Genomic DNA, 25,786 nt, shown 5'->3' on the forward strand with positions numbered 1-25,786 from the left:
AACGCCGACGGGGGGCACAGCGCCCCCCGTCTAAAAAGAAAAATGCCGGGAAGCGAACTTCCCGGCGAAGCAAAGCAAGGAGCAAATCTAGACGGGGTCTCCTCAGGCGGCCCGCTTGGCCTGGGCTGCCCGGGCCAGCTTGAGCAGCCCCATGCGCTCGGCATGGCGACCCTGGCTGCCGGCCGACCGCAGCTGTTCACTGAAGGAGACCTTGCCCACCACCCCTTCACCGATACGGATGCGGAAGCGCTGGGAAACGATATTGCCGGCACCGTCCCGAGCCGTGACGACGATCTCCAGGCTGCCTTCGTAGTCCACCGGCGGCACGCCACGGAAGATCCCCTTGGCAGCATCGAATTCCACCCAGGGCGGCAAGGCTGCACCATCGCTGAGGTTGGCGGAGAGCATCACCACCGCATCGATCTTGGTATGCACGAAGGCATCCACCGGCACGGTGACCTTGAACTGGCGGCCCACCGGCAGGTCCTGGTCGTCCAGATTGCGGCCGAGGCGCAGGGCCTGGGAGTCATCGTTGCTGGAACGCACCAGCACCTGGAAACCTTCCTGACGGGTCAAGCCTTCGTTGCCGATCAGGGCGTTGCCGTTGCTGCCATTGTTGCCGTTGGCAACCGCTGCGCCCGGCCGGCCGGCAGCGCCGCCGGTACCGGCATTGGCCGTTTCCCGACCATCACCCGTGCCGCTGCCGGCCGTGGCGAAGCCGCCGAAGAAGCCACCGCTACCGCGGCCATCGGCCAGGCCGGAACCGGCATTTGCACCACCGCTGAGGCCGGAGCCGCCAGCCGTGCCGCCCGTCCCTGGGCTGCCGGCGGTGCCGGTCGTGCCAGTGGAACCGGGGGACCCGGAGCCGCCGAGGCCATCGAAGCCCGGGCGACCCGGCACGTCGATGCTGGAAGGAATGCCGTCGGTGCCGCCGGGCAGGGAGGTACCCGGCAAGCCGGAACCGGGCAGGCCACCGCCCGAAGGCAGGCCGCCACCGCCGGGCCAGCCACCCATGCCACCGCCAGTGCCGCCGCCCGTACCGCCGGGCCAGCCGGAAGTACCACCGCCGCCACCGGTGCCGGGACCGCCACCGCCATCCCCGCCAGGCATACCCGGCAGGCCGGGACCGCCACTGGGAATGCCGGGCAGGCCGGGGCCGGTACCGGGGATGCCGGGCAGGCCGCCGGGCAAGCCGGTGCCTTCCGGCAGGGCGGGCGAGCCCCCCGTGCCGCCGCCCGTTTCGGGCTTGACCGGAGGATCGGATTTGACCGGAATGCTCAGCACCCGCAGGGTGAAGTCGGCATGGGCCGGAGCATTGCCCCGGTCATCAGCGATGACCCGCACGCGGATTTCGCCCACGTCGGCCCCGCTGGGGGTACCGGAGAAGGTCCGGGTCACCGGGTCGAAGGTCAGCCAGGACGGCAGGGGCTTGCCATTGGCCAGGGTGGCGCTGAAGTGCAGCGTGTCTTCCGGGTCGCCATCGGCAAAGGATTCGGCCGGCACGGTGAAGCGGATGGGGACGCTTTCCGTGGTTTCCCGGACGGCCAGGGGCTTGGTGGACACCGGGTCGAGGTTGCTGACCTTGGTGAAGCCGCTGTAGGCAATGGTGTCTTCCTTGCCATCGCTGCCCACCACCTTGAGGCGGATGAACTTGCCGATGTGCTCGGCCCCCAGATTGAAGGCTTCCCCGGTAGCCCCGGGAATGTCGCGCAGGCCGGTGCCGCCGGCATCGTCGGCAATCTGCCACTGGTAGCGGTAGGTGGTGGCCGGGTCGCCCAGGTCCACATCGTGCCACTGGCCCGGATCGACGCGGATCACGCTGTCCTGGCGCAGGGTGCCGTCACCCCGGTGGTCGCCGCCGATGGTCGGCAGCACGTCGTTGATGGGGGCATCATTCACCGCCGTGATGACGATACGGGCGGTGTTCTTGTCGGCCGAGAAGGCGGTGTCGCCGCCGTTACTGCTTGCATCGGCGTAGGCCCCGGCATTGCCGGCGGAACGGTCCCAGGCACGGTAGGTGAAGTTGGCCGTGGTTTCGTTCTTGCCGTCCGGCACGAAGCGGATCTTGTCCGAGTCCTTGAGCAGCAGAGCGTGGTTCTCGCTCACCGTGCCGACGGAAACCCAGGTGGCGCCGCCGTCGAGGGAGTATTCCCAGGCGCCGTTGCCGCTGCTCAGGCCGGTGATGGCGACGCCGCTGGTGGCCCCGATATCCACGTCGCTGATGGAGGTGCCGAGGAGGCTGGCCAGGGTCTGGCCGCCGTTGCCGATCTGGTCTTCGTCCAGGGTGGTCAGCACCGGGTTGGCAGGCGCCAGCACCGGAGCGTCGTTGACGTCGGTGATGGTGATGCTGGCGGTGTTCTCGCCATCGGAGAAGGCCGTCGTGCCGCCGGTGGCGCCGATGGTCACCAGGCTGCCGGCGGTGCCGGAGGTCTGGTCCCAGGCCCGGTAGGTGAAGCTGGCGGTGGTGGCGTTCTTGCCGTCGGGGACGAAACGGATGCGGTCGCTGTCGGCCAGCAGCAGGGCATGGGTGGCATCCACCCCGGTGATGGCAGTCCAGGTCGTGCCGCCGTCGAGGGAGTATTCCCAAACGCCGTTGCCGGCATCCAGGCTGGTGATGGCCATGCCACCCACGGCGCCGATATCCACGTCGCTGATGGCATTGCCGAGAAGGCTGGCGATGACCGCGCCTTCGTTGTTGATGGCGTTTTCCGTCTGGGTGGCCAGCTCGGGCGCATCGGGCGCCAGCACCGGGGCGTCGTTCTCCGCCGAGATGGAAATGGTGGCGGTGTTCTGGCCGGCGGAGAAGGCGGTGGTACCGCCGTTGTGGCTGGCGTCGCCGCGATCGCCGGCATGGCCGACACTCTGGTCCCAGGCCCGGAAGGACAGGGTGCCATCGGTGGCGTTCTGGCCGTTGGGCACGAAACGCACCTTGTCGGTATCCCGCAGCAGCAGGGCATTGTTTTCGGAAACCGTGCCCACGGCATGCCAGGTGTTGCCGCCATCGAGGGAGTATTCCCAGGTGCCGTTGCCCGAATCCAGCCCGGTGATGGCGATGCCCTGGAGGGCACCGTCATCCACGTCGCTCATCTGGCCATCGAGCAGGTCGGCAACATCGTGGCCGTCGCTGTTCTGATTGTCTTCCGGCAGGGGGATCAGCACCGGGGTGGTGGTATCCAGTTCCGGTGCATCGTTCACCGCGGCGACGACGATGGAAGCCTGGTCGCTGGCATTGGAGAAGGCTTCGGAGTTGCCGCCATGGCTGGCATCCACCACATCGCCGGCGTGACCGGTGGAACCGTCCCAGGCCCGATAGGTGAAGGTGGCGGTGGTGGCATTTTCGCCGTTCGGCACGAAGCGGACCCGGTCCGTATCGGCCAGCAGCACGGCCTGGGTTTCGGCCAGGCCGGCCGGGAAGGCCGTCCAGGCGCCGCCTGCCACCTGGTATTCCCAATGGCCGTTGCCACTGGTCAGGCCGGTGATGGCGATGCCGGGCTGGGTGCCCGTATCCACGTCGTGCACCGTGCCGCGGAAGCTGCCCACCGTCGCCCCGTTATTGCTGGTGGCATCTTCGTTGATGCCGGGCAGCACGGGGTTGGCCGGCGTCAGTTCCGGGGCGTCGTTCACCGCCGTCACATTGACGGCGATGCTGGCGTGGGCCACGGCGGCACCGTCTTCGCCGCCATCGGCGACAGCCAGACTGACCGTGACATTGACGTCGTTATTGGGTTCGGGAATGAACTTGACCAGGGCCAGGGCGGCATTGACGTCGGCCACCGAGCCGCTGAAGGTCCACACCCCGGTACCGGCATCGTAATGGGCCCCCGGCACCACCGTCAGCACCCCGGCTTCGGGATGGGACAGGGTCAGGGTGGCGGTGACGATTTCATCCGGGTCCGGGTCGGCCACCGTCAGGTTGGGCAGATCCACCTCGATATCGCCTTCGGTGTAGGTCACGGAAGTCGAGGCCGGGGTGATTTCCGGCGCATCGTTGCGGTCCCGGATGACCAGGAAGGACGTGGCGCTGACGCTCTTGGCGCCGTCGCCGGCGGCATTGGCGTCGGTCACCGTCCAGGTCAGTTGCCGGCTGGCGCCGGAAGCCGTGGGCGAGGTGGTGGAGTTCTTGTACTGCACGTGCTCCAGCAGGCTCTCGAACTCGGCCTTGCTCACCTGGCCGCTGCTGGTGGTCAGGGTCAGGGTGCCGGTGGCGCTGTTGTAAGCCACCTGGACCTTGGCTCCGCTGCCGGTGGTCAGTTCGTTGCCACTGCGGGTCCAGCCGGCCGGGGTGGCCACGGAGAGGGTATCGCCGGAGCCCCGGTTGCCGCTGATGGTCACGCTGGCGCTGCTGATGTAGTTGTCGTCCACATCGGCCAGGGTGGCGCTACCGACGGTGTTGGGGTTGCTGGCATCGAGGACAAAGACCTCGCTGCCGCCCTGCTCGAAGACCACGGTCGCCGCATCCAGGTTGGCGTTGTGGCCGAAAGAGAGGGTCGGGGCATCGTTGCGGGCGGCAATGTTGATCTGGCTGCTGCCCGCATTGGCGGTGGTGACGCCGGCATCGCCGTCGTTGGTGCCGGCGGCGTCGCCCAGGCGGGAGCCGAAGCTGCCCACCAGGCTCCAGTTGAGGGTGCGGGTGGCACCGTTGCCGGAGGGGTTGTCGGTGGCGTTGGAGAAGACCACGGAGCGCAGCACGGCCTGGTAATCGGCCAGGCTGGCATGACCGCTCAGGGTCAGGGTGCCGGTGGCGGCATTGAAGCTGGCGGTGATGCCACTGTCCGCCAGGTCCGCAGTCACCGCCAGGACGTCGCCGGGACTGCGCCCGGCGCCGATGGTGACCACCAGCCCTTCCAGGGTGGTGTCATCGGCATCGCTGAGCACGGCATTGGGGGCCACGGCCACGGCCGAGCCCTTCTCGGTGAAGGTGACGTCGGTGTTGGCGGGCAGGCCGGAAAGCTGGGCCGGGGTATCCACCGCGGTGATCTCCACCCGGCTGGTGCCGGTGGCGCTGGGCAGCTTGTCGGCGCCGGCGGTAGAGGCATCCGCATCGGTCACCTGCCAGGAAATTTCGCGGCTGGCAAAGGCGGCAGTGGGGTCTGCGGAGGAGGAAGAAAACTTGACGCTGTTGAGCAGCGCCGCGTAATCGGCACGGCTGGCGGTGCCGTTGAAGGTCAGCAGGCCGGTGGCGGCATTGTAGGCAGCGGTGACACCGCCCGGCAGGGTGCCGTAGCTGAGGGTGTCGCCGGCGGTGAAGCCACCGCTGATCCAGATGCGGGCGCTGGAAAGATTGGCATCATCCACATCGCCCAGGGCGATGCTGCCCGCCAGCACCGCGGCGCTGCCGCCTTCGGTGTAGCTGGCGGCGCTACCCGGCAGGCCGCTCACCGTCGGCGCGTCATTGCGCGGGGCGATGGTGATGGTGCTGGTGGCAGTAGTGCTGGTCAGCTTGGTGGGATCGGCATCATTGCCGGCAGGGAAGTCGGTCTCCCGGCTGCCGAAGTCATCGGTGATGGTCCAGCTCAGGGTGCGGGTGCCGCCGCTGCCGGCCGGATCAGCGCTACTGTTGCTGAAGGTGATCTGGCGCAGCACGTTCTCGTAGGTGGCCCGGCTGGCCTGGCCGACCAGCACCAGGCGGGTGGCGGTGCTGCTGGCATCGAGGCTGATGCCGGTACCGGCCAGGGCGCTGCCGGCAATGGCTAGCAGGTCGTCGCCATGGGCGTTGCCGGTGATTTCCACGGTGGCACCGGTGGCGGCGCTATCGTCCGCATCGTCGGTGGTGAGCACGGGGGCCGCCTTCACGGGGGAGCCGCCCTCGGTGAAGGTAACGGTGCCGCCGGTGGCCGGGGTGATGGTGGGCGCGTCATTGACGGCGGTGATGCGCACCAGGGTGGTCTGGGCGGAGGTGACCTGGCTCTCCGCGCCCAGGTTGTCCACCACGCGCCAGATGAGGGTGCGGGTGGGGCTGCTGGCAGTGGGATCATCACCGGTGCTGACGAAGCCGATGCGCTGCATGACTTCGGTGTAGTCAGCCTTGGAGGCGGCGCCAGCCTGGGTCGTCAGGGTGATGGTACCGGTGGCGGCATCATAGGCGTAGCGGATTTCTACCCCGCCCTTGGTAAGGCTGCCGCTGACGGCATCCCCGCTCTGGGTCCAGCCGGCAGCACCCAGGGTGGTGGCATCGAAGAAGCCCAACTGGTCCTGGGCATCCAGGCCGTTGGTGATCTTCACCATGCCGCCAGCAATGTTGGCGCTGCCGCCAGGCTGGCCGCTGTCGTCCTCGACGTTGAGCACTCCTTCCAGGGTAGCCGGGTCACCGCCCTCGGTGTAATCCAGGGGCGCGGTATTGCCCTGGATGTTATCCACCTGAGGAAGTTCGTTGGCGTTCACCAGGGTAATGGTGGTGTTCTGCACCACGGAGGTGGCAGCACCGGCGCCATCGGAGTTGGCATCCGTCACTTCCCAGCTAAGCGTGCGGGTTCTGGTGACGGCGTCCAGGGTGATGTTGTCCACCGGGTTGTTCGGGTTGTCGTAGTCAGCCGTGTTCTTGTAGGTGACCGAGCGCAGCACCCGCTGGTAGTTGGCCACGCTATCCACACCGCTCAGGGTGAGGACGCCGGTGGCCATATCGAAGCTGGCGGTAATCTGGGTGCCGGTAGTAACGGCAGACAGTAGTTCCCGGCCATCGTTGAGGTAGCCAGCTCCTCCTAGGAAGACCCGGGCACCACTCAGCTGGGTGTCATCCGGGTCCGTCAGGGTCAGGGTGGGCGCCAGCACACGGGCGCCGTCATCCTCGGTATAGGACCAGCTGGCGGGCACATTGCCCACCACCGGCTTGTCCGCCAGGGGAGTGAGAGTCAGGGTGCTGGACGAGGAGGCGCTGCTCAGGCCGGTGTCGTCCCGTACCTGCCAAACCAGGGTGCGGGTGGCGCTATTGACCGTCGGATCTTCGGAAAGGGTGTTGAAGGTGACGGAATTGAGGGCGGTCAGGTAGTCCGCCACGGTGCCGTTGCCGGTCAGGGTAAGGATGCCGGTGGCGGCGTTGTAGCTGGCGGAAAGGCCCGCCGGCAGGTTGCCCACGGCCAGGGTGTCGCCGGTGGTGAAGCCGGCACCGATGGTGACGGTGGCCCGGTTGAGGTAACCGCCGTCGTCCTGGAACTGCAGACCGCCGCCGACGGTGACGGCGCCGCCGTTTTCGGTGAAGCCGGTGTTGCCGGCACCCTGGGTGATCTGGGGCGCATCGTTCACTTCGGCCACGGCCAGGCTGATGGTGCGCTCGGCGGTGGAGAATGCGGTACTGCCGCCATTGCTGGAAACGTCGGCAGTGCCCTGGACCGCGCCATTGCTGGCGGTGCCGCTGGTCTGGTCCCAGCCCCGCAGGCTGAGGGTGGCAGTGCCGCCCTTGAAGCCGTCGGGATTGAAGCGCACCCGGTCGCCCGCCTTGAGCAGCAAGGCAGCGGCAGCGCTGGGGGAGCCGATGTCGAACCAGCTGGTGCCGCCGTCGGTGGAGTATTGCCACTTGCCGGTGGCCCCGCCATTGCTGGCGCCGGTGATGGCGACCCCCTGCAGGGAACCGGTATCGACGTCGGTCAGGTTGGCGCCGTAGAGGCTGGCCACGGTCTGGCCCGCGTTGTTGATGGCTTCTTCGCTGATGCCGGCCGGATTGCTCACGTTCCCCAGGACCGGGGCATCATTCACCGAGCCGACCACGATGGAGGCGGTATTGGCGGCGGTGGAGAAGGCGGCGCTGCCGCCGCTGCTGGCGGTGGAGGCCTTGCTGCCGGCGGTGCCGCTGCTTTGATCCCAGGCCTTGTAGCTGATGCTGGCGCTGGTGCCGTTCTTGCCGTCAGGCACGAAGCGCAGGGAATCGGTGGCCCGCAGCAGCAGGGCGCCGGTGCTGGAGACCGAGCCCACATCCACCCAGGTGGTGCCGTCCAGAGAGTACTGCCACTTGCCGTTGCCAGCGTTGAGGCCAGTGATGGCCATGCCACGCAGGGCGCCGGCATCCACATCGGCCACAGAGGAACCGAGGATGCTAGCCACGGTCTGGCCGCTGTTGCTCACCGCATCTTCGTTGATTGGGTCCAGCACCGGGCTGGCCGGGGTCAGCACCGGGGCATCGTTCACCGCCGTCACCGTCAGGGTGGCGGTCTGCTTGGTGGCGGAATAGGCGGTTTCATCGCCGGTGGGCGTGGGCTTGTAGGTACCGTAGGAATTGGCGCCGCTCAGGTCCACCGTGTTGCCGGCGACGCCGCTGGTGCGGTCCCAGGCCCGGTAGGTAATCGTGGCGGTGCCGGAATAGTCCTGGTTGGGCACAAAGCGCACGTAGTCGGAAGCGGCCAGCAGGCGGGCGGTGCTGTCAGAGGGCGAACCAAAGTCCATCCAGGAAGCGCCGCCATTGGTGGAGTACTGCCACTTGCCGTTGGCGTTATCCACGGCGGTCACGGCCACGCCCAGGGCATTGCCGTCGGCATCGGAGCCGCGCAGGAAGCTGGAGACCAGGCTGCCGGTGTTGTTCACACCGTCTTCCTGGATGGCGGGCACGGCAACGGGAGTGTCATTCACCGGCGCATCGTTCTTGCGCACCGGGGTAACGACAACACTCTTGGCAAAGGTGACACTGGAGCCGGTGGCGTTGTATTCGACGATGTAGCCGGTGGAGGCGTACTGGCCGGAGCCGCCGGCATCGGGCAGGTCATTCCACTGTCCGGGCACGGGCGTCCAGCTCATGACGTGAGCGTAGTTCTCGTTGCTGCCGCTATTGTTGGGCTCGCCGCTGTTCCAGTTGGTGTAGGCGCCGGCGGCCGCCACCGGGGTGCCATTGCCGGTGGAGATGAGGGTGCCGGCCTCGGGGCCGGTAACCCAGTACCACTGGCCTTCGGTCTGGCTCTGGGTGGTGTAGCTGGTGCCCTTCACCCGGTTGATTTCGGCATAGGCATCGGAGGCGCCGACCCAGGCATTGCCTGCCACCTTGCTGAGCACAAAGTCGTTCTCGGTGGCCGTAGTGATGGTGGCCAGGTAGCCCTGCATGCCCTGGAAGGTCATGCCGTCGGCGGCGACCCGGGCGTCGGTCCACTTGACATTGGGCTGGGAGACGAACTCGTAGTAGTGCATCTTGCCGTCCGGCGCCAGGAAGCCGATGGCGTTGCCGAGGACGATGTCGATGGTGCGGGCAGCCGCGTTGGGGTTCTCGCTGATGTTGTTGTACTGCACGGCACGCAGGGCATCCTGGTAATCCTGCAGGGTGCCGGTGCCGGACAGGGTGAGTACGCCCCGGGCCACGTCGTAGCTGTAGCTGATGGTGGTAACGCCCTTGACGAAGGTGCCGGTGTTGCTGACGGCATTCCAGGTAACGCCGGTGCCGGCGGCCCGCAGGCGGTCTTCCCCGCTCTGGAAGCCGGTGCTGATGGTGACCTTGGCGCCATTGACGGTGGTGTTGTCTATGTCGGAAATGGTCAGGCCGGCATCAACGAAGAAATTGGTGTCGTTTTCCAGATAGGTGCGGCTGTTGCCCGACAGGGTGAGGACCGTCGGATCATCGACGGCCTTGACGATGACGGTGGCCGCCCGGGTGGCCTGCTTGGCGCCGCCGGTGCCCGTATTGCCGCCGTCATTGACGGTGAAGGTAACGCCGCGGCTGGCGGTGCTGGGGGTATCGGAAACGTTGCGATAAGCCAGGGTGCGGGCCAGGGCCTGAACCGCCACGGCAGAAGCATTGCCATTCAGGTTGATGCGCAGGGCCGCGCCGTTGCTGCCATTGAGGCTGGCATCGATGGTACCGATCTGGGTACCGGCGTAATACACGTTGCTGCCGCTGACGCCGATCTGGCCGGCGCCGTTGCCCTGGTTGAGCACGGAAAGCTGGTCTTCGGCGGCGCTGTTGCTGGTGATCTGGGCCTGGACCCAGCCGCCGTTGAAGTTGGCCGGGCTGTCCGGGTCAGTCACGGTGATGGCCGTGTCGATGGCCAGGGCGGCGCCGTTTTCCGTGTAGGTGACGGTCTGGGAGGCGCCACCGAGCACCGGCGCATCGTTCACCGCCGTCATGTTGATCAGGCCGGTATCGGTACTGGTACCGCCGGTGGCACTCACCGCCGTGACGGAGAAGACCCGGGTGGAGGACGTCACCGGATTGTCGGAAGTGGCTTCGAAGGCCACCTGGCGGGCAATGGCGGTAACCACGGCATCATTGACCTTGGAGCCGTAGACCCGCACGTTGTCGATGTACAGGGAAGCACCGGCCGCCCGACCGCCGGACAAGTCGTAGGTACCGGCAACGAAGACGAAGCGATAGTTGCCGGTGGTGGGAATGGTGGCGCTGGCGGTAGCCCAGTTGGTGGACGCGGTGGTGTTGCCGGTGGCGTCGAGCACCGTGGTGGTGGCCCCGGTATCGGTGTTGAGGATGTAGCCGTAGACGTCGTAGGCATCGTCGCCGTACATGGCGCGCCAGTCGAAGTAGATCTTGTCGCCGGCAGCACCGCGGAAGATGTCGCTATAGACGGCGGGGCCATGGACCACGTCATAGCCGCTGGCGGTGGTGATGCCGGAACTGACCAGGCGCAGGGACTTGCTGCCCTCGGTGTACTGGGAGCTGTCGATGGAGGTGGAATAGCTGCCCGGGGTCGTCGGATAGGCGTTGTCGTCCCCTGCATTGGACGGGTAGGTGCCGTCATTGGGCGAGGTGAAACCGGCAATCACCGTGGTGCCCAGGTTGATGACCTGGTTCATGGCGGTCCACCCGGTCAGGCTGCCGGATTCGAAGCCAGAGTTGGTGAAGGTGGAGACGAAATTGATCTTCAGGGCCTTGCCGCCCTGGCCATTTTCGGTGGCATCGATGGTGCCGATGATGTCCCGGCCGGAACCATTCCCCAGATACACCGAGCTGCCGCTGAAGGAGATGGCGCCGGAAGCATTGACGTTGGCCGCATTGGTCAGGCTCAGAATATCGGTGGTCTGGCCGTTGGTGACGCTGAAGCGGATGTACTTGCCGTCGTAGGAATCGCCCCCGGTGATGGTGATGTTGTTGTCCACCACCACCGGGCCACTGCCTTCCACGTAAGTGGTGTCATCCACCGAAGCTACCAGGGGGTTGCCCAGCAGGAAAGGCTGCTCGCCGTCCATGAAAGCCAGGGCGCGGCTCTCGATGGCGCCGGTGGCGGCTTCGAGAACCCAGTCGCCGCCCTTGGCGGCGGAGCCGGTGGCATTGGTGGAAGCCGCCACGTCGGCCTGGGTCAGCCGGGCCAGTTCGGCAATGAAGGACTGGCCGCCCTTGCCGGCACCGATGCCGCAGCCGTAGAGCAGCAGGTCGCCATCGGAGCTGAGCTTGTCGCCCAGGGCATCCAGGTCGGCGGAGAAGCGGGAGAGGCTGTCCTTGTTGAGGGTCAGCCCCCCCAGGGTGAGCACGCCCTCGCTGCCGTGGGAAAGAATGTGGATGGCCTTCAGCCCCTGGTAGCCGGAGAGCACGTCCCGCATCTGCTGGAAGGCATCCTTGCTCGGGTCCAGGATCACCACCTTGGCGCCGGACCAGGATTTGGCCGCCAGCTCGCGGGCATTGGGCAGGCTACCGTCGATGAAGACGATCTCCGTCACGTTCTCGCTGCGGCCGCCATCCAGCAGCGCCTGGGGCCGATCCGCCGTAGTGTTCTGGCGCTCGGCAGCAGCACTGCTTTCCCGCGTTGCCTCCTGGGCGGCCCGCTCGGCAGCAGCGGTAGCTGCTGCCGCCGCATCCACGGCGGCACCGTCAAACATCACCCGGGGCTCCAGGGCCATGGGAGCGGGGGCACGGCGCTTCAGGCGACGGGATTGGGCGGGGGTGGATTGGCGGTTTTTCATGGCGATCTCCGAAAAGGAAACGTCAGGTGGAGGCAAATGAGGAGGCGGATCGGGCGGCTGGCAACGGAATAACGGATCAGGGCGTGCCGGCCGGCGGCACGAGCAGGACCTTGCCGCTCATGCCGGCAATCAGTTCGGGGAAGGTGCCGTCAATGACGGCGGCAGCCTTGACGGACTGGCTCACCGGATCGACCCGGGCGCCGATGCGCGTGATCTTGGCCGGGTATTCCCGGGCGGTTTCATCGATGCGGACCTTGAAGGCGGTACCGGACTTGAGCCAGGCCAGCCAGCGGGAGGGAATGATGAATTCCAGCTCCAGGGCGCTGTCGTCCAGGATGTCCAGCAGGGGCTGGCCGGGCTGCACGAACTGCTGCTCCCGCACCTTCTGCTCGGCGACACGGCCGGAGAACGGGGCCGTCAGCTGGCATTTGGCCAGGGTGGCGCCCATCAGGCTGATGTCAGCCTTGGCCTTCATCACTTCCGCCTCGGAGGTTTCCAGCTCCACCTTGCCGACGGAGTTGAGTTCGGCCAGGCGCTTGTTGGCCACCCAGGTCTTGTCGGCGGCCGACAGGGCCGCCTTGGCCCGTTGCAGCTGGGCGGATTGCAGGGAGCAATCGAGGGATACCAGCACCTGGCCGGCCTTGAAGTGCTCGCCTTCCTTGACGCTGATGCGGTTGACCTTGGCCCCCAGTTCCGCCCCCAGGGTGGTGTAGCGGCGGGGCGACAACTGGGCGCGGATATCCTGCTTTTCCAGGGCATTGCGCCCGCCGGCGGCGGGTGCAGGAGCATTGCCCGGTGCTGCCTGGCCCTGGGCCAGGGCAGTGCCCGCCAGGGTCAGCAGCAGGAGCGACAGAAGCCGCGGGAAGGCGCCGGGGATACGCCCCGGCAGGGAATGCCGACGGGTCACTGGTAGCTGGCTCCGGCCAGGGCTGCCAGGGCACCTTGCTTGAGAACCGCCCACTCCTCATCCCGGGCTGGCTTGGAAAGCTGGCCGGTATGGCTGACGCGGCCCAGGGGACGGCCGGTGGCATCGGTGACGTGCCACTGGATGGTAGCCTCCCGCTTGCCCTGGCTCGGTTGGCCGAGAATCAAGCGGCCGTTGGCGATGACTTCCGCTTCGCCGGCAGATGCCACCCACTGGACGCTGCCAGGGGCCACGTTGTTCCAGCTCAGAGCAGGCGCCCGGGCCGGCAAGTCGAAACTGCCGAGGAAGTAACGGCGCACTTCAGCAGACTTATCAGCAGGCTTATCGGCGGAGTTGCCGGCAGCCGCTTCGGCAGGCTTTTCCACCGCCACGGCAGCCGCGGGTGCAGCAGCAGCGACCACGGCAGTTTCCTTCGCCGCCGCAGGTGCGGCGGCAACCGGAGCCGGGGTCAGGGAGGCATCAACGGCGAGGGGTGCCGGGGCGGCAGCAGGAACCGCAGGGGCAACGGGGGCCGCAGCTGACGCCGCCTGGCGGGCGGCAGCGGCGCTCTCGGCCTTCATGGCGGCCACGGCTACGGCCGGGGCAGCCGCCTGGCTGGCCAGCACGCTGCGGTTCCAGGCATGGGTGGCCTGGTCCACGATGGGCATGAGTTCGGCCAGGCTGATGGCGTTCAGGTCGCCCACCTGGGGTTCCAGGCCCAGGGTGGCCTGCAGCTTGCCGTTGGCGGTATAGACCTGGGCCAGGGCCTGGTAGCGGCGCAGCAAGCTGACGATGGCGGCGGTGTTGTTGGAAATGCGCTCCAGCTTGCTCTGGGCCTGGACAGCTTCCCGGTGGGCGCTGTGTTCGTGGATGCGGCGATCCACCTTCCAGATGCTGTCGGAGCGTTCAAACAGGCGGAAAGCGTTACTGTATTGCTGGCGGGCCAGGTGTACCTGGGCCAGCACCGCCATCTGCACCGCCATGCGACGCTGCTCGGCCAGCTTCTCGTTGGCCTCGGAGAGGCGCATGTTGGCGGGGGCGGAGAACAGGTTGAAGAGATTCCAGCTCAGCTGCACACCGGTTTCCTGCCAGCTGCGGTTGATCAGGTAGCTATTGGTGTCGCGCTTGCCGGTATAGCTGAAGCTGAGACCGGGGAAGAGCCGCAGCATGGACTTCTTGGTTTCCGCCACGGTGATGCGGACGTTGTAGAAGTGCTCCCGCAGGTCGGCATTGTTGGACACCGCGGTCTCTTCCATGAGATCGAGGGGCAGGTCCTGGAAGCGCGGATTGAGTTCATCGGCAGCCGGCTCGGCGAGGCGGAAAGCAGTGCCCGGTGGCAGGTTGACGAGGGCGGCCAGCTCGATGCGGGCGGCAGAAAGCTCCTGCTGGATGCTTTCCAGGATGCGCAGGTTTTCCAGCACGGTGCGCTGGTAGCGCAGGGCATCCATGGGGTTGCGCAGCTGTTCGGATTCGGCCTTGCGGGAATCGTCCAGGGCAGCTTCGGCCATTTCCATGGTCTGACGCAGTTCGGCTTCCAGCTTCTGGGCGCAGGAAGCGCGCCAGTAGGCGCTGCGCACATCCTGGATGAGGTTGTGCATGGCCTTGCGGCGGCGCTCGGAGGCGATCAGCACCCGGTCGGCATTCTGCTGGGCGTTGAAGTAGCTGACGCCGAAATCGAGAATATTCCAGGTCAGGCCCAGATCCGTGGTGGTGTGGGCGCGATCGGAGGAAATGTAGGGATTGGCGAGGGATGGCCGGCCGGTGACCGAATCCTTGGCCCGGGAGATGCTGTCGTTGTCACGCTCGGTGTAACCGGCGGAAGCCACCAGCTTGGGCAGCATGTCGAACTGGCTGAGATCGGCCTGACCCATGGCCACGGCCTGTTCCATCAGGCGGCTGCGGTGGTCCAGGTTGTACTTGAGGGCGCGGGCAATGGCCTCGGTCAGGCCCAGTGCCTGACCCAGGGGCTCCACACCGACCTGGGAGGCCTGGCGATCCTGGCTGGCAAGCTGCTTGACCTCCCCGTTTTCCAGGGGCTGGGGCAGGACGGCGCACCCGGTGAACAGGGTTGCCAGTGCGAGGGGGGTAAGAAGACTGCGGGATGCCCGAAACGGCTGTTTCGCCATTCTCTGTTTCTCCAAAATTGACCTTCCCAGGGGAAGTGGGAACCTTGGAGTATGTTAAGAAAATCGGGCAAAACTAGGCTGACCAAAGCTTGCGAAAGCTGTCAAAACCTGTCATTTCAAGCATATTTCGGCTTAAGTTGCCAAATATGTCACAAAACAACAAGAAATTCCATTTAAATTTTTTTACCGGACCAGGAACGGAGCACCCTAATACTGGCCCGGCGCTGCCTTTCAGGACTTGACGCTGATCCGCTCGACGAAGGCGTAACCCACGCCCCGGGCAGCCCGCAGGGGGGATTCGCCGGTCGGCATGGCGGATTCCAGCTTGCGCCGCAGGCGGCTCATGGTGGATTCCAGGCGGCGGAAGTCGAAATCCAGGGTGGCCTTGCCCTCCACCGCCACCAGGTCCTGCCGGCTGACCGGCTCGCCGGCCGAAGCAGCGAGGGCCTGGATGACCCGAATCTCCGCTGCGGTCAGGGTCAGCATGGTGCCGCCAGGGGCTCGCAGCTGCCAGTTGGCGGGATAGAACACCCAGCCGCCCTCCTCTGCCGGCGGGGCGGGCAGACGCCGCATCAGGCTATCCACCACGGCGGTCAATTCCCCCATGTTGACGGGTTTCACCAGGTAGGCGTCGGCACCGGTCTGCAGGCCGGTGATCCGCTCCTCCAGGGCGCCCCGGGCAGTCAGCATGACGATGCCCAGGCCGGGCCGATGGCGCAGGCGCTCGGCGATCTGCAAGCCATCCTCCCCCGGCAGGCCGAGGTCGAGGATCAGGATATCGACGCCGTGCTCGCGCAGGTGGGCATCCAGCCCGCGGCCGTCGGCCACGCCGGTGACGGCATAGTCGGGGCGGCGCCCCAGGTGGAAGAGCAGTTCGTCCAGCAGGTCCGCATTGTCTTCAACAACGACGATTCGCTTCATAGGCTTCCGAGTTTCTGGGAGGAGGAAATCAAAAGGGGCAGCCAGCACATGAAGGAGGCCCCCTGGGTACAGTGTTCGTCGGCCCGCAGCCAGCCGCCGTGATGATCGACGATGCGGCGCGACAGGTAGAGCCCCAGGCCCAGGCCCGATGCGCCGCCATGCTCGCTGCCACGCACGTATTTCTCGAAAATGCGCTCCGCCATGCCCGGCTCCAGGCCGGGGCCGGAATCAGTGATGCGCCACAGCACACCGGCAGTGGCGCCGTCTTTCCACGGCCGGATGTCGATGACGATGGGTTCGCTGCCCGGCGCGTATTTGACCGCATTTTCCATCAGATTGCGCAGGACGACCCGCAGCATGGCCCGGTCCCCCTCCACCGCCGGCAGGGCGGCAGCGGTATCGAAGATGATGCGCTGCCGCACCTCTTCGCTAAAGTCGTGCATGACGGCCAGGCTCAGGTCCGGCAGGTTGATGGGATCGATCCGGGCCAGCCAGTGGCCCTGCATCATGCGCTCCTCCGCCAGGCAGGCGTAGAGGGTGGCATCCATGCGCCGCACCGCGTTGTCGATGCGCTGGTAGCGTCGTAGCCGCTGCTGCTCCGGCGTCGGGTCCATGGCCTGGAGGGATTGCAGGGCGGCTGAAACAATGGAAAGGGGGGTACGGATTTCGTGGGCCAGCATGGCCAGGAACTTGCCCTGATCCTCCCGGATGAGCTTTTCCCGAGCCATTTCCTGGGTGGCTATTTCGTGGCGACGATTGGCTTCGGTAATGCGCAGGTGCACCCCGAATTCGAGCAGCAGCAGGTAGGCCAGGGTGGTCACCTGGGTACCGTTGAGCAGCCACAGCTTCATCGGGCCGATGCCCAGCAGGCCGATGAGATTGATGGTGGCGGAGACTACGTAGAGCAACAGACCGAAAAACTCCACCCGGGCCCGCAGGGTGCCGGTGCGCAGGCGCTCCCGGCAGGGCCAGAACAGGGTGACGCCGCTGACCAGGGAGAACAGGAAAAGCGCCATGGCCGCGCCCCGATAGCCGCCCAGGGGCACGCTGGCGGCGGCGGCCAGGCCGAAGACGATGCCGATGCGGTAAAAGGTGGTGAGCCGGGGAAAGGTGCGCCGCAGGTCCAGCAGTTCGATGAAAAAGAAATAGCCGAAGGCGCTGCCCAGGCCCACCAGGATGCCGGTCAGGTCATTGGCCCAGAGGGAATCCTCGGGCAGCAGGTACTGGGCGGTAAAGCCGTGCAGCGTCAGGCCTACAGCCAGCTGAAACAGGGCCAGGATGCTGAAATAAAGATGCAGCGGCTCCCGCACATACACCCAGGCGCAGAGGCTGAACAGGGCGGCCGTCAGCAGCAGGCCCTTCTCCAGGCCGAAGATCAGGTATTCGCGCTGCATGGCCGCTTCATGGACACCCGGCGGCCAGAAGGAAAGCACGCCGGCGATGGCGCTGGTGGACTGCAGGCGCAGGTAGTAGGTCACCGGCGCCTCCGGCACCTGGAGGCGGAAGACGAAACCCCGGTAGGGAATCTCCCGCGCCGCAAATGGCTGCAGGTCGCCCACCCGCCGTTCGGTAAAACCGCCCTGGCCATCGGCCTCGTAAAGGCGCACGTCGTCCAGGTAGGGCGGCAGCACTTCGAGATGCCAGTTTTCTCCCACTGCCCCGCTGCGCTGCACGGAAAAGCGCAGCCAGAAAACATCCCGGGAATAGCCGGCACCCAGATTGCCGGGCAGGGCCAAAAAGTCCTGTGCCCGGGCCGGGTCCGCCACCTGGCGGATGTCCAGCGTCCCTCCCGGGTCCCGCAGCAGGGACAGGGCGCCCTGATCCAGATAGCGCGGTGCCGTGCCGCTCTCCAGGCGGATCGGCAGGCCATCCGCCGCCCCGGCCAGCAGCGGCAGCAGCCCGAGCAGAAGACAGAGGAAGTGGAAAAATGCGCGCACCATGGGGCCGCAAGTATAAGTCCCAAATGGGCCGCGACCATGCCGATGCCTTTGCTGCCCCCCTCGACCAGCCCCTCGGCCGCTCTGCCGGAGAGCTCATCGCCTCCCGCTCGCCACGGCACGCCTCCTCCAGCCCCCCTCCCCTCACCCCCAATTTTCACTGCTTCCGGCACCGGGCCGGCCTGCCAGGCAAGAGGGTGTGCCACCACCTTGAGAGGGGCCGAGGCCTTCTGTCATGATCTGGCCGTTCCCTTCCCTGCGGCTCCGTTGACCATGGCATCCCTCCCCCGCCCGCTCCCCTCCGCCCGCCGTGTTTTCCGTGTTACCGCCGGACTGGCGGCCCTCGCAGCCGCCCTGCTGCTGGCTCCCCCGGCAATGGCGGCTCCGGCCTGGCTCATTGCCAGCGCCGACGAGAATGCCGCCGCCGGCCAGGCCCTGCGCCTGGAAGTGGCCAAGCCGGCCAGCCTGGCCGCCTGGCCGAGCGCCATGAACCTGCGCCTGATCGTCGGCGAACGCCTGGTCAACGTGCCCCTCGTTCCTGCCGGGGCCGTTTCTCCCGACGGCGCTCGCCGACCTTACCAGGGCCGCCTGCCGGCGGATATTTCCGGCCTGGTGCGGGTGGAACTGGCAGACCGGGATTCCAACCGCCTGGCGCTGCTGGCAGCCACTCCCGAAGCCGGAATGGAAATGGCGCCCCAGGCCACGGCCGAGCCGGCCGAGCCCGGGCCGGAAGCCGCCAGCTACCCGGATGAGCCGGTGATCTCGGCCAACGAACCGATGTACTTCGTTCTCGGCAACCGGGGCGGCGTCAATGCCCGCTTCCAGCTCAGTTTCAAGTACCGCCTGGTGGAGCCGGATGGCACCCTGGGCCAGGCCCTGCCCTGGTTGCGCAACCTGCATTTCGGCTACACCCAGACCTCCCTGTGGGACCTGGGGGAAGAATCCAAACCCTTCCGTGACACCAGCTACCGACCCAGCCTGTTCTGGCAATGGAACCTGGGGGAAGGCGGCGCCGGCCTGCGCCCTTATCGCCTGCGGGCCGGCTACGAGCATGAATCCAACGGCAAGGACGGCACCAGTTCCCGCTCCATCGACATGCTGTTCGTGCAGCCGGCCTGGCGCTGGGATTTCAACAACGGCACCGCCCTCACCTTGGCCCCCAAGCTCTACGGCTATCTGGACCGGGAGGACAACCCGGATATCGCCCGCTACCGCGGCCACGCAGACTGGATCGCCCGTTACGGCAAGGATGACGGCTGGCTGCTGGCGGCCCAGATGCGCCGCGGCACGGCCGGCAAGGGCAACTTGCAGCTGGATCTCTCCTACCCCCTGCGGGACACGCTCTTCGCCCGGGCCGGCGGGTTTCTCCACTTCCAGTTGTTCTCCGGCTATGGGGAAAGCCTGCTGGACTACAACCGGGAGCGGGATACCCAATTGCGCATCGGCTTTTCCATCGTCCGCTGACGCACCTTGCAGCGCACCAAATGGCCCGGCCCTCCCGCTAGGGTGATAAAAACTGGTGGAGGGCATTTCCACGCCCGAGTAGCTGGAGTAATGTCGGTCATACCACTGACAACGAAAACAACATCGCCGTGGACATCCTTTTCTGGCTCGCCCTCGCCACCGTCGTGGTGGTCCTGCTCTTCGACTACACCAACGGTTTCCACGACGCCGCCAACATCGTCGCCACCGTCATTGCCTCCCGGGCCATGACGCCGGCCCAGGCGGTGCTCATCGTCGGCTTTTTCGAATTCCTCGGCCCCCTTCTGGGCGGCACGGCAGTGGCCAACACCATCGGCTCCTTCGTCCGCCTGGACGGCATTGATCCGGCCTCGGCCCTGACCATCCTGCTGTGCGGCCTGCTGGGCGCCATTGCCTGGAACCTGCTGACCTGGTGGCGCGGCATTCCCTCCTCTTCTTCCCATGCGCTGGTGGGCGGGCTGGCCGGCGTAGTGGTGGTTTCCGCCGGCCCCGACCAAGTGGTGTGGGGCATGCAGGAGCTGTTTCAGCAGGGGCATGTCACCGGTGTCATGAAGGTGCTGCTGGCCCTGCTGCTCTCGCCCCTGGTGGGCTTCTGGTGCGGCTTTCTGGTCCAGCGCCTGATGCACGCCCTGCTCCTGGCAGCCAAGCCCGCCGCCAACCGGGGCCTCAAGGGCGCTCAGTTCATCACCGCCGCCGGCCTGGCCTTTTCCCACGGCGCCAACGATGCCCAGAAAAGCATGGGCATCCTCACCCTGGTGCTGCTTCTCGGCGGCTTCATTCCCACCTTCCAGGTGCCCTTCTGGGTCATGTTCGCCTGCGCCACCGCCATCACCCTGGGCATCCTCTCCGGCGGCTGGCGCATCGTCCGCACCCTGGGCTTTGCCATCTACCGGGTGCGGCCCCTGCATGCCCTCAATTCCCAGCTCACGTCGGCCGGGGTGATCTTCGCCGCCTCCCTGGTGGGGGCGCCGGTATCCACCACCCATGTGGTGGCCACCTCCATCATGGGCATCGGCGCATCGGAACGGCCCCGGGCGGTGCGCTGGAGCAAGGCCCAGGAGATCGCCACGACCTGGATCATCACCATTCCCGGCGCCGCCCTGGTCGCCATTCTGATCTACGCCGTGCTGCGCCTGTTTCTCGGGCCGGCCTGAGGAGTTCCGCCATGGACAGCAACGACGCGCAGCAAAAACCCATCTTCCGCCGCCTCTTCGACCGGGTCTTCCCCAAGGTGCCCGACTTCTTCCGCCTGCTGGCGGAACAGGCCGTGCAGGTGAACCACACTGCCGGGCTGCTGGTGGAATACATGGAAACCGGGGATGCGGCGATCGGCCAGCAGATCCGTGAGGACGAACACGAGGCGGACCGCATCAAGATTCGCAACCTGCACACCCTCAACGAGGCCTTCTCCACCCCCATCGACCGGGAGGACATCTACCGGGCCATCGTGGACATGGACGAGGTGGTGAACTACTGCAAGACCACGGTCAGCGAAATGAGCGTGCTGGACGTGATACCGGACAAGTTCGACCTGGAAATGGCCCTGCACCTCAAGGAAGGCGTGGATGCCCTGGTCAGTGGATTTACCCGGCTGGCCACCCAGCCCGAAGCGGCGGCCGTCGATGCGGACACGGCGCGCAAGGCCGAGCGCAAGGTGGAAAAATCCTACCGGCGGGCCATTGCCGCCCTCTTCCAGGGGGACGATTACATCACCATGTTCAAGCGGCGGGAAATCTACCGCCACCTTTCCAACGCAGCCGACCGCATGGCCAATTGCGCCAATACGCTGCACGACATCGTGGTGAAAATCACCTGAGGCAGCCGTAGCAGGGGGATATCGCTGACTTCCGTCCTAGGACATAAGTAGGCATACAAAAAATTGATGTTTCCACTGCAACCGCCTTTTTCCCCTGGAGCAAACGGCCTGAAATCAAGGCACTGGAAGTATGTAATAAAAATTCAATGAACTTTGAATAAACCATACGCCACCCCGCATACATAATTCAAATACGAGATAACACCATGATTTAAAATATTGTTTACAAACATCATATTCCCTACTGCGTATTGAGTCCCTTGGGGTGTCCCTCCTACATTGAGCCTCGCAAACTCAAAAAAAGGAGAAAATCATGAAAACACCCGCTTCCGCTCAAAAGCCCTCGCCGCTTCCCATCGACCTGAGCGAAATCGAGGCCGTCCTGCAGAAAAGCTACCGCCGCACCTGGTATGCCGCCTGCGCCCTCGGCAGCCTCTTTCTCACCATCTCCGCCTTCGCCGCCCTGAACTGAGGTAAGCACCATGACCAGCGTCCTCGACTCGGCCCTGCCGCTGCCCCTTAGGCAGCCCTTCAACCTGGCGGAGAAACTATGCCGCTACCGCAATCGCCTGTATCGCCGCCGTTGTGTGGATGCCGCTAATCGGGCAGTCACTCTGCTGGCCCGTCTGGGCGTCAAAGCACGCATATTCGGCCCCCTCAGCCAGGTATCCGCCGATTTCATGGCGGGCCAGGGCATTGACCTTTGCATTTGCGACGACAACAGTTTCAACGGCCCCGAGGGGCCGCGTTACCTGAGCATCATGCAGGCGGTGAGCCTGGCGGCGGAGGGACTGGTTATCCAGGTCCACTTCCTTTCCCGACTATCTCCGGCCATGACGGAGCTGCTCCAGAACACCGGACGGAGCCACATCGACTGATGCACCTACCACCCCCGACACCGGGCCCAGGCCCGGTTTTTTTTGCCCGCTACGCGACAAGCAAGGCCGCGCCAGCCCTGGCCGGCATTCGGCGGAAGCGGACGGGACTAGCCAATTGCAGCCCGGGGGGCCAAGATGTCGGCCCATCCCATTCCATGCCCCTCCTGTTTTCCCCATGCCCCCTCCATCCCACGATATCGACGTCAGCGAAGAAGCCGGCGTCCGCTACCTGCATTTCGGCTCTGACTGGGTCCAGGGCGCCATGCGCATTGCCCGGCCCTGGAACCTGGAACTGGCCTACACCCGGGAGATGATGGCCGGCCTGCTTTTGCGCAGCCCCGGCAACTGGCCCCGCAACGCCCTGCTCATCGGTCTCGGTGCCGGCTCCCTGACCAAGTTCATCTACCGCAACCTGCCCCGCACCCACATCACGGTGGTGGAGATCAACCCGGAAGTGGAACTGGTGGCCCGCTTCCACTTCAAGCTGCCCCACGACCCGGAGCGCCTTGATATTCACATCGGTGACGGCGCCGCCTTCATGGCGGAAGACGGGGGGCAATACGACCTCATCCTGGTGGACGGCTTCGACCCGGATGCCCGGGCCGGCGGCCTGGACAAGCTTCCCTTCTACCGCCATTGCCGCGAGCGGCTGACGGCGGAGGGCCTGCTTTCCATCAATCTGCTGGGCCGCAGCCGCGGCTTTGCCGCCAGCGCCGAACGGCTCAGCCAGGCGTTTGAAGGGCGTTCCCTGGTCTTTCCTTCCTGCGACAGCGGCAATGCCATCGCCTTCGCCGCCGTCGGCGAACCGGTCAGCGTCACCCAGGCGGAGCTGAAGGAGCGGGCCGAGACCATCAAGAAGGAAACGGGCCTCAACCTGCTGCCCACCCTGACCCGGCTCCAGGCGGCCGGCAGCCTGGCGGGGGGAAACCTCAGCCTGTAGCATCGAGGCATCCCCGGCAAGGCCATGGGGGGTGCTGCTGGCCCCCGTCCTCGCACCATCCCTCACCCCCGCTCCTGCCTTGCCCCGCAACCCCGCCCGCCCCCGGGGCGATGCCTGGAGCGCTTCAGCGCCCCTCGTCGCCCCGCCGCTTCTCGTAGCGCGCTTCCCCCACGGCTTCGATGCTGCCGTCCGCCGCCTGGCTTTCCAGGCGCACGACAAAGCCCCACAGATAGGCGAGGTGCTGCATGACCCGCTCCGTATCGGCCCCCAGGGGCCGGCGTTCGTGCTGGAAATGGCGCAGGGTGAGGGAGCGGTCACCCCGTATATCCACATTCCAGACCTGTAAATCCGGCTCGCGGCTGCCCAGGTTGTATTGCTCCGAGAGCATCTGCCGCAACTGGCGGTAGCCCGGCTCGTCGTGGATGGCGGAAATGCACAGCTTGTCGTCCTGGTCATCGTCAGCCACGGCGAAGAGGCGGAAATCCCGCATCAGCTTGGGTGACAGGTACTGGGCGATGAAGCTTTCGTCCTTGAAATTCCTCATGGCGAAATCAAAGGTTTGCCGCCAGTTGCTGCCGGCAATGTCAGGGAACCATTCCCGGTCCTCCGCCGTGGGGTGCTCGCAGATGCGGCGGATGTCCTGCCACATGGCAAAGCCCAGGGCGTAAGGATTGATGCCGCTGAACCACTTGTGGTTATAGGGCGGCTGATAGACCACGTTGGTGTGGCTCTGCAGGAACTCCAGCATGAAGCCATCCCCCACCAGGCCTTCGTCGTAGAGGGTGTTGAGCAGGGTGTAGTGCCAGAAGGTGGCCCAACCCTCGTTCATCACCTGGGTCTGGCGCTGGGGGTAGAAATACTGCCCGACCTTGCGCACGATGCGTACCACTTCCCGCTGCCAGGGTTCCAGCAGGGGGGCGTGCTTTTCCACGAAATAGAGCAGGTTTTCTTCGGGCTCCTCGGGAAAACGGCGGGAGGTTTCCTTTTCCGCTTCCGCCTCCCGGGGCGGCAGGGTACGCCAGAGGTCGTTCACCTGGCTCTGCAGGTAGGCCTCCCTTTCCTTCTGGCGTTCCCGCTCCTTGAGCAGGGAAAGCTTGGGAGGGCGCTTGTAGCGATCCACGCCGACGTTCATCAGGGCGTGGCAGGCATCCACCAGGCGTTCCACCTCATCCAGGCCATAGCGTTCCTCACACTCGGCGATGTAGTTCCGGGCAAAGACCAGATAGTCCACGATGGCATCGGCCGAGGTCCAGGTCTTGAACAGGTAGTTGTTCCGGAAAAAGGAGTTGTGCCCGTAAGCCGCGTGGGCAATCACCAGGGCCTGCATGGTCAGGGTGTTCTCTTCCATGAGGTAGGCGATGCACGGGTCGGAGTTGATGACGATCTCGTAGGCCAGGCCCATCTGGCCCCGCTTATAGCCCTTCTCCGTGGCCAGGAAGTGCTTGCCGAAGGACCAGTGGTGATAGAGCACCGGCATGCCGATGGAGGCGTAGGCATCCATCATCTGCTCGGCGGTGATGATCTCGATCTGGTGGGGGTAGCCTTCCAGGCCGTAGTTGCGGGCGATGCGGCCGATCTCCGCATCGTAGCGGCCGAGCAACTCCATGTTCCACTCGGAGCCGTCAGGCAGGGCTTTGGCTTTACGTTTGCTCATGTGAGCTTCTTCCGGAAAAGCTCCCGGAACACCGGGTAGATATCCTCCAGCCCCTCAATGCGCTGGAGGGCGAAATTGCGGTGGCCGGCACAGAGTTTCTCGAACTCCCGCCACAGGTTCTGGGGATCGGGGGCGATCTCGATATAGGCGTAGTACTGCACCAGGGGCAGGATGCGTTCACCGAGAATTTCCCGGCAACGGGGGGAGTCGTTGTCCCAGTTGTCGCCGTCGGAGGCCTGGGCGCCATAGATGTTCCACAGGCCACTGGAATAGCGGCGGGTGATGACCTGGCGCATCAGTTCCAGGGCGCTGGAAACCACCGTACCGCCGGTTTCCCGGGAATGGAAGAAGGCCTCTTCATCCACCTCCGTGGCCACCGTGTGGTGGCGGATAAAGACCAGTTCGATGTGCTCGTAGCTACGGGTGAGAAAGAGGTAGAGCAGCATGAAGAAGCGCTTGGCGATCTGCTTCTTCGCCTCGTCCATGGAACCGGAAACGTCCATCAGGCAGAACATCACCGCCTGGGTGGAGGGCTGGGGCACCTTGATGCGGTTGTTGTAGCGCAGGTCGAAAGTGTCGATGAAGGGAATGGCCTCGATACGGGCCCGCAGCCGGGTCATCTCCTGGCGCAGGGCCACCACCTCCGTATCCAGTTCGGTACGGTGTTCCGTCTCCAGCATCTCCTTCAGGCGCACTTCCAGCTCCCGCAGCCGGGACTGGTAGGGCGCGGCCCCGGCGATACGCCGCCCGGCGGCACCGCGCAGGGAGCGGACAATGCTGATGTTGGCGGGAATGCCGCTGGCCGTATAGCCGGAGCGGATGCGCTTGTATTCGGTGATGCGGGCCAGCTGGGTCTTGATCAGGTCCGGCAGGGCCAGGTCGTCGAAGAAGATATCGAGAAACTCCTCCCGGGACAGGGTGAAGGCGAAGTCGTCCTGGCCCTCCCCTTCTTCGCTGGCAGAGGAACCGCTGCCGCCGCCCTCGCCCCCCAGGGGGCGGCTGACCCGGTCGCCACCGTGGTAGCGGTCGTTGCCGGGAAAGACGCGCTGCTGTCGGCCGCCATCCCCCAGGCCGAACTGGGGCTCGGCGATGTCCTGGGCGGGAATGCTGATTTTCTCGCCGCTCTCCATGTCCTGGATGGAGCGGCGGGAGATGGCATCGGCCACCGCCCTGCGAATCTGCCCCTTGAAGCGGCGCAGGAAGCGGCTGCGGTTGGCGGCGCTCTTGTTCTTGCTGTCGAAGCGCCGGTCGATGATCCGAACCATGGAGGCCTCCCTCGGGTGGCCCGGAGGGGCGGCGCACTGGGGC

13 protein-coding genes are annotated in these 25,786 nt (G+C 65.8%); 6 read left to right on the top strand and 7 right to left on the bottom strand.

What is annotated here, in order from left to right:
• Positions 1 to 102 precede the first annotated feature (102 nt).
• The 5 genes from AZSI13_RS11185 to AZSI13_RS11205 form a co-directional block, all read right to left on the bottom strand.
• Complete coding sequence (locus AZSI13_RS11185; protein ID WP_109041241.1) at positions 103 to 11,820, bottom strand: DUF4347 domain-containing protein; 11,718 nt, start codon at positions 11,818 to 11,820, stop codon at positions 103 to 105.
• Between the two features lie 76 nt (positions 11,821 to 11,896).
• Positions 11,897 to 12,727, bottom strand: coding sequence for an efflux RND transporter periplasmic adaptor subunit (locus AZSI13_RS11190; protein WP_235609739.1), 831 nt, complete (start codon positions 12,725 to 12,727; stop codon positions 11,897 to 11,899).
• Positions 12,724 to 14,850 (bottom strand): TolC family protein, encoded by a 2,127-nt coding sequence (locus tag AZSI13_RS11195; protein ID WP_109041242.1) that lies wholly within the window; start codon positions 14,848 to 14,850, stop codon positions 12,724 to 12,726. The genes AZSI13_RS11190 and AZSI13_RS11195 overlap by 4 nt, the downstream gene beginning before the upstream one ends.
• 231 nt (positions 14,851 to 15,081) lie before the next feature.
• Positions 15,082 to 15,771 carry a response regulator transcription factor gene (locus tag AZSI13_RS11200; RefSeq protein WP_109041243.1) on the bottom strand — a complete coding sequence of 230 codons (690 nt, stop codon included), beginning with the start codon at positions 15,769 to 15,771 and terminating at the stop codon, positions 15,082 to 15,084.
• Positions 15,768 to 17,711, bottom strand: a complete 1,944-nt coding sequence (locus AZSI13_RS11205; protein ID WP_109041244.1) for a sensor histidine kinase — start codon at positions 17,709 to 17,711, stop codon at positions 15,768 to 15,770. Before AZSI13_RS11205 ends, AZSI13_RS11200 begins: the two co-directional genes overlap by 4 nt.
• A 270-nt stretch (positions 17,712 to 17,981) precedes the next feature.
• Between AZSI13_RS11205 and AZSI13_RS11210 the strand changes: the two genes are divergently transcribed.
• The 6 genes from AZSI13_RS11210 (at position 17,982) to AZSI13_RS11230 (ending at position 22,824) form a co-directional block, all read left to right on the top strand.
• Positions 17,982 to 19,172 (top strand): phospholipase A, encoded by a 1,191-nt coding sequence (locus AZSI13_RS11210; protein WP_165833468.1) that lies wholly within the window; start codon positions 17,982 to 17,984, stop codon positions 19,170 to 19,172.
• 128 nt (positions 19,173 to 19,300) lie between these two features.
• Entirely contained in the window at positions 19,301 to 20,344 is a 1,044-nt protein-coding gene (locus AZSI13_RS11215; RefSeq protein WP_109041246.1) for an inorganic phosphate transporter, read from the top strand.
• An 11-nt stretch (positions 20,345 to 20,355) separates the two neighbouring features.
• Complete coding sequence (locus AZSI13_RS11220; protein ID WP_109041247.1) at positions 20,356 to 21,006, top strand: DUF47 domain-containing protein; 651 nt, start codon at positions 20,356 to 20,358, stop codon at positions 21,004 to 21,006.
• A 313-nt stretch (positions 21,007 to 21,319) separates the two neighbouring features.
• Positions 21,320 to 21,478 carry a hypothetical protein gene (locus tag AZSI13_RS17585; protein WP_165833470.1) on the top strand — a complete coding sequence of 53 codons (159 nt, stop codon included), beginning with the start codon at positions 21,320 to 21,322 and terminating at the stop codon, positions 21,476 to 21,478.
• A 10-nt stretch (positions 21,479 to 21,488) separates the two neighbouring features.
• Complete coding sequence (locus tag AZSI13_RS11225) at positions 21,489 to 21,884, top strand: hypothetical protein (protein WP_109041248.1); 396 nt, start codon at positions 21,489 to 21,491, stop codon at positions 21,882 to 21,884.
• 175 nt (positions 21,885 to 22,059) lie between these two features.
• The gene (locus AZSI13_RS11230) at positions 22,060 to 22,824 is read left to right on the top strand and encodes a fused MFS/spermidine synthase (RefSeq protein ID WP_109041249.1); all 765 of its coding nucleotides are present in this window, start codon (positions 22,060 to 22,062) and stop codon (positions 22,822 to 22,824) included.
• A gap of 124 nt (positions 22,825 to 22,948) precedes the next feature.
• On the opposite strand, the gene AZSI13_RS11235 is transcribed toward AZSI13_RS11230, so the two are convergent.
• Together AZSI13_RS11235 and AZSI13_RS11240 are read right to left on the bottom strand one after the other, a co-directional pair.
• Positions 22,949 to 24,478 carry a SpoVR family protein gene (locus tag AZSI13_RS11235; protein WP_109041250.1) on the bottom strand — a complete coding sequence of 510 codons (1,530 nt, stop codon included), beginning with the start codon at positions 24,476 to 24,478 and terminating at the stop codon, positions 22,949 to 22,951.
• A complete protein-coding gene (locus AZSI13_RS11240; protein WP_109041251.1) occupies positions 24,475 to 25,743 on the bottom strand; it encodes a YeaH/YhbH family protein in 1,269 nt (422 codons plus the stop codon). The genes AZSI13_RS11235 and AZSI13_RS11240 overlap by 4 nt, the downstream gene beginning before the upstream one ends.
• Positions 25,744 to 25,786: the final 43 nt, after the last annotated feature.

It is taken from the genome of Azospira sp. I13, assembly GCF_003112695.1.
Classification (GTDB): Bacteria; Pseudomonadota; Gammaproteobacteria; order Burkholderiales; family Rhodocyclaceae; genus Azospira.